The 11736-nt window shown below is 66.6% G+C and carries 12 protein-coding genes and 1 tRNA gene; 7 read left to right on the top strand and 6 right to left on the bottom strand.

The genetic code is table 11. From position 1 onward, the window contains the following. Positions 1-8 precede the first annotated feature (8 nt). From FVP33_RS14960 to FVP33_RS20105, 6 genes are all read left to right on the top strand, one after another. Complete coding sequence (locus tag FVP33_RS14960) at positions 9-1475, top strand: aldehyde dehydrogenase family protein (RefSeq protein ID WP_147784478.1); 1467 nt, start codon at positions 9-11, stop codon at positions 1473-1475. A 4-nt stretch (positions 1476-1479) separates the two neighbouring features. Then, complete coding sequence (locus FVP33_RS14955) at positions 1480-2586, top strand: NAD(P)-dependent alcohol dehydrogenase (protein WP_147784477.1); 1107 nt, start codon at positions 1480-1482, stop codon at positions 2584-2586. A gap of 230 nt (positions 2587-2816) precedes the next feature. Continuing rightward, positions 2817-3515 carry a TetR/AcrR family transcriptional regulator gene (locus FVP33_RS14950; RefSeq protein WP_147784476.1) on the top strand — a complete coding sequence of 233 codons (699 nt, stop codon included), beginning with the start codon at positions 2817-2819 and terminating at the stop codon, positions 3513-3515. 99 nt (positions 3516-3614) lie between these two features. Beyond that, complete coding sequence (locus FVP33_RS14945; protein ID WP_147784475.1) at positions 3615-4376, top strand: SDR family oxidoreductase; 762 nt, start codon at positions 3615-3617, stop codon at positions 4374-4376. Between the two features lie 44 nt (positions 4377-4420). Further along, positions 4421-5311, top strand: a complete 891-nt coding sequence (locus tag FVP33_RS14940) for an SDR family oxidoreductase (RefSeq protein ID WP_147784474.1) — start codon at positions 4421-4423, stop codon at positions 5309-5311. A gap of 73 nt (positions 5312-5384) precedes the next feature. After that, a complete protein-coding gene (locus tag FVP33_RS20105) occupies positions 5385-5519 on the top strand; it encodes a hypothetical protein (protein ID WP_281289401.1) in 135 nt (44 codons plus the stop codon). Between the two features lie 242 nt (positions 5520-5761). On the opposite strand, the gene FVP33_RS14935 is transcribed toward FVP33_RS20105, so the two are convergent. From FVP33_RS14935 to serS, 3 genes are all read right to left on the bottom strand, one after another. Then, positions 5762-5846 (bottom strand) — tRNA-Ser (locus FVP33_RS14935). A 65-nt stretch (positions 5847-5911) separates the two neighbouring features. Then, positions 5912-6712, bottom strand: coding sequence for an HAD family hydrolase (locus tag FVP33_RS14930; protein ID WP_147784473.1), 801 nt, complete (start codon positions 6710-6712; stop codon positions 5912-5914). Further along, entirely contained in the window at positions 6709-7974 is a 1266-nt protein-coding gene (gene serS, locus FVP33_RS14925; protein WP_147784472.1) for a serine--tRNA ligase, read from the bottom strand. Before serS ends, FVP33_RS14930 begins: the two co-directional genes overlap by 4 nt. 38 nt (positions 7975-8012) lie before the next feature. Between serS and FVP33_RS14920 the strand changes: the two genes are divergently transcribed. Continuing rightward, positions 8013-9008 carry a diacylglycerol/lipid kinase family protein gene (locus FVP33_RS14920; protein ID WP_147784471.1) on the top strand — a complete coding sequence of 332 codons (996 nt, stop codon included), beginning with the start codon at positions 8013-8015 and terminating at the stop codon, positions 9006-9008. 63 nt (positions 9009-9071) lie between these two features. On the opposite strand, the gene FVP33_RS14915 is transcribed toward FVP33_RS14920, so the two are convergent. Genes FVP33_RS14915 through pheA form a run of 3 tightly spaced genes read right to left on the bottom strand, consistent with a single transcriptional unit; the run spans position 9072 to position 10746 of the window. Then, positions 9072-9347, bottom strand: coding sequence for a hypothetical protein (locus FVP33_RS14915; RefSeq protein ID WP_147784470.1), 276 nt, complete (start codon positions 9345-9347; stop codon positions 9072-9074). Continuing rightward, a complete protein-coding gene (locus FVP33_RS14910; protein ID WP_147784469.1) occupies positions 9344-9775 on the bottom strand; it encodes a hypothetical protein in 432 nt (143 codons plus the stop codon). Before FVP33_RS14910 ends, FVP33_RS14915 begins: the two co-directional genes overlap by 4 nt. Positions 9776-9804: 29 nt before the next feature. Beyond that, positions 9805-10746, bottom strand: a complete 942-nt coding sequence (gene pheA, locus FVP33_RS14905) for a prephenate dehydratase (protein ID WP_147784468.1) — start codon at positions 10744-10746, stop codon at positions 9805-9807. Positions 10747-11736 lie beyond the last annotated feature (990 nt).

Genomic DNA, 11736 nt, shown 5'->3' with positions numbered 1-11736 from the left:
GTGACCCAATGACAGCCTCGCTGAAGCTACTTGTCGACGGCCAATACGTCGATGCGTCGAATGGCCGAACCTTCCAGAAATTGTCACCTGTGACGGGCGATGTCATCGCCGACGTCGCCGCAGCCTCTCTTGTCGATGTCGAGAATGCAATTCGCGCGGCCAGCGACGCCTTCGACAGGTGGAGTGGCACGCCTTTCACCGAAAGACGCCGGGTGCTTCTCACCGCCGCCGACTATCTGGAGTCACGCGTGGGGGAGATCACCGATGAAATGGCATCGGAGACAGGGTCGACGGCCCGCTGGGCGGGGATGAACACGGCCGAAGCCTGCGCGACGCTGCGCGAAGCCGCCGGGCTGACCAGCACGTCGACCGGCGAGTTGCTTCCGTCGCACGACCCGGCGTCCAGCAATCTGAGCGTCCGGGTTCCTGCCGGTGTGGTTCTTGCGATCGTGCCGTGGAACGCGCCCCTCGTGCTTGCCGCACGATCCGTCGCGATCGCACTTGCGGTGGGTAACACGGTGGTGCTTCGTCCGAGTGAAGAATCCCCGAATGCGGCTGGTCATCTGCTCGCGGATGCCCTAATGCACGCGGGAATCCCCTCTGGAGTGATCAACGTACTGACATCGGCTCCCGGCGAGGGTCGGGAGGTAATTCGGGCGGCCATTGCCCATCCCCACGTGCGGCGAGTTGTCTTCATCGGCTCGACTCTCGTTGGCAGACAACTCGCGGAAGTGGCGGGAAACCATCTCACTCCGACTGTGATGGAACTCGGTGGCAAGAATCCGACCATCGTCCTCGACGACGCCGACTTGGACGTCGCCGCCGATCAGCTGGTCTTCAGCAGCTTCGCGAATTCCGGTCAGGTTTGCATGGCAACCGACCGAATCATCGCATCCGGGCGCATCTACGACGAACTGGTGCATCGACTGGTCGCCAGGTCCAACGGTCTGGTGGTAGGCGATCCGCGCAAGACGATCACCGACCTCGGACCGCTCATCAACGAGCGGGCCGCCAGCCAGTTCAGGCACCTTGTTCGCGACGCGGAGTCAACCGGCGCTGTGAGGCTCACCGGATCGGGAGACACCGACGGCCTCTACGCCACGCCAGTGATGCTCGCCGGCCTGAGCAAGACGGCGCAGTTGTTCTACGAGGAGGCGTTCTCGCCAATCGTCTCGGTGCAGCGTGCGATAGATGAGAATGACGCGATACGCCAGGCAAATGATACGGAGTTCGGGCTCATCGCCAGCGTACTGTCGGGAGATGCCGGCCACGCGTGGAACGTCGCCAATCGGATAAGAGCGGGCGCCGTGCACGTCAACGGCCCCTCGGTGGGAGACGAACCGCACGTTCCCTTCGGTGGCGTTGGCATGTCAGGATTCGGTCGGCTCGGCGGGATCGACTCCATTCGCACATTCACCGAACAGCGCACCCTCTATCTGCACGGAGTATCACTCGCTGTGCCCATATTGAAGTAGCACGATGCCAGAGATAGTCGCGGCCGTAGCTCGACACAGTGGAGCACCGCTGGAGCTGGAATCACTGTTCCTCGAGGAACCACGCGCTGGCCAGGTACGAGTTCGACTTGTTGCCACGGGAATTTGCCATGCAGACGTCATCGCACGGGACCAGATCTACCCAGTCCCCCTTCCGGCCGTTCTTGGCCACGAAGGCGCGGGAATTGTGGAGGCTGTCGGGCACTCATCCTCGACGCTCCAAGTGGGCGACCACGTAGTGCTCGGATTCAACTACTGCCAGCACTGCGAAACGTGCCTGGCCGGCTTCCCCGGTAACTGTATCCATACCGCTCAGTACAACTTCGGCGCACTCCGACCCGACGGCTCGAGCCCTCTCTCCGACGGCCACGGAGCCATCGCCGGCTCCTTCTTTGGGCAATCGTCGTTCGCTACGCACACCAACGTTTCAGAGCACCTCGCGGTGAAAGTGCCGAAGGACCTGGCACTCGACGTACTCGCTCCCCTGGGCTGCGGCGTCATGACTGGGGTAGGCACGGTCTTCAACGTCCTGCGCCCCAAGCCAGGATCCACGATTGCAATCTTCGGGGCCGGCGGCGTCGGATTGTCGGCGTTGCTCGCAGCCCGCCTCAGCGGATGCTCCGCGATGATTCTCATCGACGTGCTGAAATCTCGATTGGCGAAGTCGCTGGCCCTCGGCGCTTCGCATGCAGTAGACGGTAGCGGTGCGAATGCCGTCGAGTTGATCCGCGAGATCACCCAGGGGCGGGGCGTCGATTTTGCGATCGATGCGGTCGGCAAACCTGAGGTCTTCCGAGCGATGCTTGATTCGCTGACCGTGCGTGGGCATGGGGCGTTAGTGGGCGCACCAATCCCCGGACAAGAAGTGTCGCTTGATCTAAGTCAATCGCTTGGCGCTGGGCGGCGAGTGTCAATGGTTCTCGAGGGCGATGCGCATCCACAACTCCTCATCCCACAGATGGCCGCACTCATGTCGTCTGGCGCACTCCCTGTGGACAAGCTGATCACCCGCTATCCATTCGGGGAGATCAATCGGGCGCTCGCGGATTCACTGTCCGGGGACGCCGTCAAGCCCGTGTTGATCTTCCCGTGACAGCCGCGCCCACCACACGATGGCGCAATGGCCACGGCCCCAGAATCAGTCGCTGATTTCGATCGCTTGTCCACTCGGTCGAGAACCGACCAACCGGAGCAGGCCGAATGGCGGGTCCCCCGTTCCGTCATCGGTCCAACCACGACTCGAGGCATTTGCGCTGAAAGCTGTTATCGACGCTTTCCATTGTTTGGTTGCAACGATAACAATCAGGTGTTATCGTTGCTCACATGAGCACCAGATCCACGCTAATCCTCGCAACGGCCGAATTGTTGGCGCAGTCGCCGAGTGGGGACATCTCGACGCGATCGGTGTGCGAAGCGGCCGGAGTGCAGCAGCCGGTCATCTATCGCCTGTTCGGTGACAAGGATGGTCTGCTCGCGGCCACGGTGGATCATGTCTGGGATGAATATCTGGGCATGAAGCGCTCCGCGCGGCAGTCCGCCGATCCCTTGGAGGATTTGCGGTCGGGCTGGGACAGCCACACGGCGTTCGCGATCGCCAACCCGAACGCCTACCGGCTACTGTTCGGGTCCGGTGCAGTCGACAAAGCGGAGTCCGCGGACGAGGCGATGCGGTTGCTGCGTGTGGTGCTCGAACGGCTGGCGGCGCAGGGGAGGTTGCGCGTCGCACCGGAGCTCGCGGCACGCGTGGTGATGGCGGCAAACACTGGGGTCGCTCTCGCCCTGATTCTCCGCCCTGCTCTCTATCCCGATATGTCGTTGTCAACGATGATGCGCGACATCGTCCACAGCACGCTGGTGTCCGACACCGCGCCAGCGTCTGATGCTGGCGAATCGGGCCGCATTGCGGCGATCACCTTGCGCACCGTGCTTTCGGCGATGCCCGGTGCTCTGTTCTCCGAGCGCGAGGCCGGACTACTGGATGAATGGCTGGAACGCATCCAGTCTCAGCCGCCTTCCGACTAAAACACGCCACACCACCAAGGCTCGCCACCCACTCTGCGGGGCGTTATCCGGCGCGCCCGACGGGCGGGCACACAGAACACACAGGAAAGAGAATCACTCATGAGCACCACAATCGATACCGATCCCACCGCCCAGACCCAACGGGTCGCTCTCGTCACCGGCGGCTCCGGCGGCATCGGCCGCGCCGTTGTCGAACGCCTCGCAGCTGACGGGATTGCCGTAGGAGTGCACTACGCCGGCAACAAGGCGAAGGCCGCGGAGACCGTCGCCGCGGTCATCGGGAACGGCGGTCGTGCGATCGCCGTCGGCGGTGACGTCGCCGACGAGCAGGCCATGTCGGCAGCGTTCGACGCCGTGGAGGCGGAGTTCGGCGGGATCGACATCGTCGTGAACACGGCGGGCATCATGATCCTCTCGCCGATCTCGACGCTGAACCTCGACGACCTCGACCGGATGCACCGCACGAACGTCCGCGGCACTTTCGTGGTCTCCCAGCAGGCCGCCCGTCGGGTGCGTAACGGTGGGGCGATCATCAACTTCTCCACCTCCGTCACTCGCACCCAGTTCCCCACCTATGGCGCATACGTGGCGAGCAAGGCAGCGGTCGAGAGCATCACCCTGATTCTCGCCCGCGAGCTGCGTGGCAAGGACATCACCGTCAACGCCGTTGCCCCCGGGCCCACCGCGACGGCCCTGTTCCTCGACGGCAAGGATGAGGCCACCATCGCGACCCTCTCCAAAGCGGTCCCGCTCGAGCGGCTCGGCCAGCCCGACGACATCGCCGAGACGGTCGCGTTCCTCGCCGGCCCCGCCCGCTGGGTCAACGGCCAGGTCATCTTCACCAACGGCGGACTCGCTTAGGCGGCGACTTCGTCCCCACCCGCCCTCTTCGAAGGAGAACAACCATGAGTTATGTCATCGTCATCACCGGCGCCTCCAGCGGTTTCGGCGCCCTCACAGCCCGCGCCCTCGCCGACACCGGCAATACCGTCTACGCCGGCATGCGTGATACAGAGAGCCGCAACGCGCCCCAGGTCCAGGCCGCAGCGGACTACGCAACCGAGCACAGTGTCGAACTGCACGCGATTGAGATGGATGTGAACTCGCAGGAGTCCGTCGACACCGCGATCAAGCACATCGAAACCGAGAACGGCCGTGTCGACGTCCTCATCCACAACGCCGGGCACATGGTCACCGGTCCGACTGAGGCATTCACGCCGGACCAACTCGCCGAGCTCTACAACGTCAACGTGCTCTCCACTCAGCGTGTCAACCGTGCCGTACTCCCGGGAATGCGCCACCGCGGAGTGGGCCTGGTGCTCTGGGTGTCCAGCACCTCAGTGAAGGGAGGCACCCCGCCCTTCCTCTCCCCGTACTTCGCAGCGAAGGCCGGCATGGACTCTCTTGCCGTCAGCTACGCCGCAGAACTAGCCCGGTGGGGCGTCGAAACCTCCATCGTCGTCCCCGGATCGTTCACCTCCGGCACGAACCACTTCGCCCACTCGGGTCGCCCCGCAGACACTGCGGTGGAAGCAGAGTACGAGGCGAGGTATGCAGGCCTCATGGAGCAGGTTGCCGGAAAGCTCGCCGCCCTTGCACCGGAAGGAGCGGACGCGTCGATGGTGTCCGAGGAGATCGCCCGAATCGTCGCGCTGCCTGCAGGGCGGCGTCCGTTCCGAGTGCACGTCGACCCTGCGAACGACGGCTCCGGAGAGGTCTCCGACGTCGCCGACCGGATCCGACGTGAGTTCCTCACCCGCATGGACCTCGCCGACCTACTCACCGTCCAGCACTGAAGAGGCCGGGACCGCTCCGACGCCCAGATCAGTGTCGGAGCGATCGGGCAGCAAATCAGGGAGACAGGACCGCGTGACGATGACGGGGAACGACAAGAAACACGTGCCCTTCACCGTGGGAGAACGGGTCGTGCTCGCTGTCATCGCCACAATCCAGGTCCTCGTCATCGTGGCCCTTGTCTGGATCACACTCGGCCGCCTCAACTAGTCGCTATTGCCGTGCGGTGACTAACGCATCACCGTGATCTTCGACCCCTGGTTCTCGACGGCAAGGTCGAGACCACCATCGCAAGCCTCTCCGAGGCAATCCCGCTCGAGAGCGGCTCGGCCGGCCCCACCACGTCGCCGAAACGGTCGCGTTCCTCGACGGCACCGCCCGCTCATGTGGGCAAATATGGGCAAGTTTCGACCGATGCCCGATAAAGAGAGCGCTGACCAGCATTTTTTATGCGGAGGGCTAGGGATTCGAACCCTAGAGACATTTCTGCCCACCAGTTTTCAAGACTGGCTCCATCGGCCGCTCGGACAGCCCTCCAGGTGGAACACGCCCGATCCTACCGAACTTGTCGGTCAGAGACCGGATCGCGGCCGGGATGAGGGTCAGAAGTCGGCGAAGAGGATGGCGACGCCGTCATCCAGGTCGGAGGCCGTGACCTCGCTTGCCACAGCGAGAACCTCGTGCGGCGCCTGCCCCATCGCGACGCCCCTGCCCTCGAGGGATGCCCACTCGAGCATGTCGATGTCGTTGCGTCCGTCACCGACCGCCATCACGCGCGAACGCGGGATGCCGTGCCACTCCCGAACACGCTCGAGCGCCGTCGCCTTGTTCACGCCATCCGGGGCGATGTCGAGCCAGGCCGTCCAGCCGACGTTGTAGGTCACCTTGTGCAGCCCCATCCGCTCCACGATCGAGAGGAAGTCCTCGATCGCGTGCTCGGGCGAGATCACGACCACCCGCGTCGCCTCGTGCTCGAGCAGCTCCTCGAAGGCCACCTTCTGGCTGCTCGCGCCGAGCGTGGAATCGGGGAAGAATCCGGTGTAGCGGTAGAAGCCGTTCTCGTCCTCGACTGCGTAGCTGGCATCCGCGAGGCTCTCCCGAATCGTGGTGAGCACCTCGGAGGGGTCGAAGGAGTCGACCGCGATGCGCGAGTACCCGGTGGGCGCGTCGGCATCTCGCTCCAAAGTGATCGCGCCGTTCGAGCAGACTATGTAGTGCGGAGAGATGTCGAACCGGTCGAGCACGGGGAGCGTCATCGACACGGATCGCCCGGTCGCGAGCATGACCTCGTGCCCGAGGTCACGCACGCGCTGCACCTGCGCGATCACCTCGTCGGAGACCGTGCCGTCCTCGCGCAGGATCGTGCCGTCGATGTCCAGGGCGATGAGCCAGCGGTCGGTCACAGGGCGGGTTCCATCACTTCGAGGCCGCCGAGGTACGGACGGAGCGGCGCCGGCACGCGCACCGAACCGTCCGCCTGCTGGTGGGTCTCGAGAATCGCGACGAGCCAGCGGGTGGTGGCGAGGGTGCCGTTGAGCGTCGCGACCGGGGCGGTCTTGCCCGACTCCGTGCGATAGCGGGTGTCGAGTCGTCTGGCCTGGTAGGTGGTGCAGTTGCTCGTGCTGGTGAGCTCGCGGTAGGTGCCCTGGGTGGGCACCCAGGCCTCGATGTCGAACTTGCGTGCGGCGCTCGAGCCGAGGTCGCCGGCCGCGACGTCGATCACGCGGTAGCTGAGCTCGCAAGCCTGCAGCATCGACTCCTGCAGCGCCACGAGCCGCTCATGCTCGGCCTCCGCCTGCTCCGGCAGCACGTAGCTGAACATCTCGAGCTTGTTGAACTGGTGCACGCGCAGGATGCCGCGGGTGTCCTTCCCGCCCGAGCCCGCCTCGCGCCGATAACAGGTCGACCACCCGGCGTACCGCACCGGGCCGCCGGTCAGGTCGAGGATCTCGTCGGAGTGGAAGCCGGCGAGCGCGACCTCGCTTGTGCCGGTGAGGTAGAGGTCGTCGGCGGGGAGGTAGTAGATCTCGTCGGAGTGCTCGCCGAGGAAACCGGTGCCGTCCATGATCTCCGGGCGCACAAGGGTCGGTGTGATGAGCGGCTCGAAGCCGTGGCCGAGCGCCGTGTCGAGCGCGAGGTTCATCAGCGCGATCTCGAGCCGTGCGCCGATGCCGCGCAGAAAGTAGAAGCGGCTGCCGGACACCTTGGCGCCGCGGGTCATGTCGATGGCCCTGAGCAGTTCGCCGAGTTCGAGATGGTCACGCGGCTCGAACTCGAACGTCGGCTTCTGCCCCACCTCGCGCAAGGTGACGAAATTCTCTTCGCCGCCGGCCGGCACGCCGTGGATGATGGGGTTGGCGATGCCCCGCGCCGCGCGCGTGAACTCGACCTCGGCATCCGCCGCCTGCTGGGCGAGCGCCTTCACCCGCATGGCGAGTTCCTGTGCCTCGGAGAGCAGGGTGGCCTTCTCGTTGCCGGACGCCTGGGCCACGAGTTTGCCGAGGATCTTCTGGGTGGCACGCAGGGATTCGGACTCCGAAATCGCGCTGCGGCGGTTGATGTCGGCGGCGAGCGCGACATCCACGAGCTCTGCCGCGGCCCCTCGCGCTCGTTGGGAGTCCCGTATTGCCTCGGGATTGTCACGAAGCAGCTGGGGGTCGATCACCCGTCCAGTCTATTGAGCAATGCCGTACCGTAGGTCACGTGCCCGAGACCTCCTCCCCCAGCAGCCGGCATGCCGCCGTCGTCTACAACCCGATCAAGGTCGATCTGCCGAAGCTCGAGGCCATCGTCGAGGCCGCCGAGACCGAGGCCGGTTGGGAGTCGACAGTCTGGCTCGCGACCTCCGAGGAGGATGCCGGCCAGGGCATGACGAAGCAGGCACTCGACGGGGGCGCGGCCGTCGTTCTCGCCGCCGGCGGCGACGGCACGGTTCGGGCGGTGGCCGAGGCGCTGCGCGACAGCGGCGTGCCGATCGCTCTGGTGCCCTCCGGCACCGGCAACCTGCTGGCCCGCAACCTCTCCCTCACGCTCAACAACGTCGAGGAGTCGATCCGGGTGGCCTTCGGGAGCGGCGAGCGCACGATCGACCTCGGCATCGCCGAGATCGTGCGCGAAGACGACGCCGAGGAACGGCACGTGTTCCTGGTGATGGCCGGCCTCGGGCTCGACGCGAAGATGATCGCCAAGACCAGTTCCAAGCTCAAGAAGGCCGTCGGCTGGCTGGCCTACGTGGATGCCGGCGTGCGCGCCCTGCCCGAACTGAAGCCGGTGCGCCTGCGCTACAGCCTCGACGGGGCCGGCGACAGAACCGCGAGCGTGCACACGATCATGGTGGGCAATTGCGGAATGCTGCCCGGCGGCATCCTGCTCATGCCGGACGCCAAGCCCGATGACGGAATCCTCGACATCGCCGTTCTGCGCCCGAGCGGCCCGTTCGGCTGGCTCAAGGTCTGGAACAAGGTCGCCTGGGAGAACGGCGTCCTGCGCAAGAGCGCGCTCGGCCGCTCGATCATCGACCTCACCGCCGACGTGAAGGATGTCCTCTACTTTCGCGGCAAGGACCTTCGCCTGACGGTGGAGACGCCGCAGGAGGTACAGCTCGACGGGGACGAGTTCGGCCTCGCCAAGTCGCTGCACACCTGGGCGGATGCCGGTGCCCTCGCCGTGAAGGTGCCCACCGAGGGCGACCACTCCTAGGCCAGCAGCGACGGGCGGGTACACGCGCGGCAGGCGAACGGGCCGGGCCGGGCCCTCGCTCCTCTACTCCGGGCGCGCGCCGGCGTCGGCGTCGTCCGCATCGACCCGGGTGGGCCAGCGCAGTCCGCGCGCGAACAGCAGCCCGACGAGGATCCCCATCCCGGCCAGGGTCAACGACGGGGCGAGCTGAGAGATGAGCTGGCTGAGGATTAGCGAGACCGGGATGTGTCCCTCGGTGAAGGTCTCTTGGCGGATGAGGTCGGCATACGCCGCGCCGGCGACGACCGCGGTCAGGAGCAGTCCGGCGAAGGCGATCAGCGCCCGCTCGGCCCAATTCATCGCGAGCGCCCGGAGCCGCGCACGGCCGCCACGAAGATGAGGCCGGCGATGGTCAGGAGCCCCACCGTCACGGTCGCCGGCCCCGCGAAGTAGGCGACCACCTGCATGGTCCGGACGACCCGGTCGACCGGACCCTGGACCATGCCCTCGAAGTTCGCGATCGTCGACCAGATCGAGACCAGCACGCCGCCGGCCACGCACACCACGGCCAGCACCCAGAGGGCCGCGAAGTACGGGTTGAAGCCGCGTCGCACGGGTTCGACGCCGTTCGCGTCCGCGTGCTCCTCGGGAGCGACATCCGGAACCGGCCCGGGGGACGCCGGCGGCGACTCGACCCGAGCCCTCGATGGCCCAGCGCCCGGCTCGTAGCCGCGCTGGAACTCCGGGTTGTAACGCGGATCTATCCGCTGCACTCGGTCGTCGGTCATGCTGCCCCCTCGGCGACCGACGATTCCGGCTATTCCAGCCCGGACTTCAGACGGTCGAGCCAGTCTCGCGCTTCGGTGAACACGGCGTCGCCGTATCGTTGGTCGAATTTTACTCGTATTCCGTCGGCGCGGGGGTAGGAACCCAGGAACGTCACATTCGGGCTGAATCGACGGAGGCCCATCAGCGCATCCGCGACGCGTTCCTCGTCGATGTGTCCGTCCAGGTCGATCACGAAGCGGTAGCGTCCGAGGGCGTCGCCGATGGGTCGGGATTCCAGCAGGCTCATGTTCACCCCGCGGGTGGCGAACTGCTCGAGCATCTCGAGAAGCGACCCGGCCCGGTCATCCGGCAGCTCGGCGATGATGCTCGTCTTGTCCGCCCCGGTCGCCGCCGGGGTCGTGGTCGTCCGGCTGACCAGGATGAACCGGGTGACGGCGTTCGGGTTGTCGCCGATGTTCTCCGCCAGCACGTCGAGGTCGTGGTGCGCCGTGATCCCGGGCGGGGCGATCGCGGCATCCGCGTGGTCCGAATCGAAGAGCGAGGCGGCGGCGGCCACGTTGGAGGTGGCCGGGATGTGGCCGTGGCTCGGGAGATTGGCGTCGAGCCAGACGTGGCACTGGGCGTAGGCCACCGGATGCGCGTTGATCACCCGCACGTCGGCGAGGGTCGTGCCCCGTCGCGCCACGAGCACGAAGTTCACCGGCACGAGGTACTCCCCGATGATGCGCAGGTGCGGGATGCTCGCGAGGGCGTCCTGAGTGGCCGAGACACCGCCCTCGACCGAGTTCTCGATCGCGATCATGGCGGCGGCGCTGCGGCCGGAGACCACGTCGTCGAGTGCCTCACCCACGTTGTTCACCGAGCGCCACGGCTTGCCGGCGGCGGCGGCCACCTGGGACAGGGCGACCTCGGTGAAGGTGCCGGCTGGCCCGAGGTAGCTGTAGGTCTCCGGCTGCGGTGTTTCGGGCATGCCCCGAGCCTATTGGCTGGGCGGCCTCGACCGGCCCACCGGCGTCCTTGTTGCCCCGGTGTCCTTGAGTGCCCCGCCGCCTTCGGCTGCCCGGCCTTTCTCGGCTGCCCCGCTCTCCTCGGCTGCCCCGGCGTCCTCGGCTGCCCGCTGTTCTCGAGTACCCCGCCGCCTTCGGCTGCCCGCTGTTCTCGAGTACCCCGCCGCCTTCGGCTGCCCGCTGTTCTCGAGTACCCCGCCGCCTTCGGCTGCCGCCGCCGTCCTCGGCTGCCCCGCCGCCCCCGAGTATCCCGCTGCCCTCGGCCACATTCCGCGCGCCCGGACTGGGCTCCGCGTGCATAACTCCGGCAAATTTCGGCCACGGGCAGGAACGATGCCGAGATTCCCGCGCCGGAGCCGGAGCCGGACGCATCCTGCAGGAGTTATGCACTGCGGGCGGCGGCACGCGACCGACGGCACGCAGGAGACGGCCCGCGGGAGGTACCCGGCCCGCATCCGCCGCTCCGCCCTGATCGCCGTCACCCCTTCTCTTGCCATCCCGTCCGGTCCCGTCCCTTCCCATCCCGTCCTGTCCCGTCCTGTCCCGTCCCGTCCCGTCCCGTCCGCGTGCATAACTCCGGCAAATTTCGGCCACGGGCAGGAACGATGCCGAGATTCCCGCGCCGGAGCCGGAGCCGGACGCATCCTGCAGGAGTTATGCACTGCGGGCGGCGCGGGACCCGGGCCCGTGACCGGCGGCCCACGACCGGGCGCAGGAGGCGGCGCTCGGGAGGCGGCGCGCGCATACGCCGCTCCACCCTGATCGCCGACGCCCCCCTCCCGTCCGCGTGCATAACTCCGGCAAATCTCGGGCCAGGGGCATGAACGATGCCGGGTTTCCTGCGCCGGAGCCTGAGCCGGACGCATCCTGCAGGAGTTATGCACGCGGCGGGGGGGGGCAACGAGGGACGGCAACGGAGGCTGGCCGACGGTGGCTGGCCGAAGGAGGCTGGC

Source organism: Lacisediminihabitans profunda (genome assembly GCF_008040105.1).
In the GTDB taxonomy this organism is placed as follows: Bacteria; Actinomycetota; Actinomycetes; order Actinomycetales; family Microbacteriaceae; genus Lacisediminihabitans; species Lacisediminihabitans profunda.
The sequence above is the reverse complement of the archived record's forward strand: the minus strand, read 5'-3'. Positions and strand labels throughout refer to the sequence as shown.

Excerpts from the sequence above, each read along its gene's own strand:
- FVP33_RS14960 (WP_147784478.1), top strand. The coding sequence starts at position 9 with ATGACAGCCTCGCTGAAGCTACTTGTCGACGGCCAATACGTCGATGCG.
- FVP33_RS14955 (WP_147784477.1), top strand. The coding sequence starts at position 1,480 with ATGCCAGAGATAGTCGCGGCCGTAGCTCGACACAGTGGAGCACCGCTG.
- FVP33_RS14950 (WP_147784476.1), top strand. The coding sequence starts at position 2,817 with ATGAGCACCAGATCCACGCTAATCCTCGCAACGGCCGAATTGTTGGCG.
- FVP33_RS14945 (WP_147784475.1), top strand. The coding sequence starts at position 3,615 with ATGAGCACCACAATCGATACCGATCCCACCGCCCAGACCCAACGGGTC.
- FVP33_RS14940 (WP_147784474.1), top strand. The coding sequence starts at position 4,421 with ATGAGTTATGTCATCGTCATCACCGGCGCCTCCAGCGGTTTCGGCGCC.
- FVP33_RS14915 (WP_147784470.1), bottom strand. The coding sequence starts at position 9,347 with ATGAATTGGGCCGAGCGGGCGCTGATCGCCTTCGCCGGACTGCTCCTG.
- FVP33_RS14910 (WP_147784469.1), bottom strand. The coding sequence starts at position 9,775 with ATGACCGACGACCGAGTGCAGCGGATAGATCCGCGTTACAACCCGGAG.
- pheA (WP_147784468.1), bottom strand. The coding sequence starts at position 10,746 with ATGCCCGAAACACCGCAGCCGGAGACCTACAGCTACCTCGGGCCAGCC.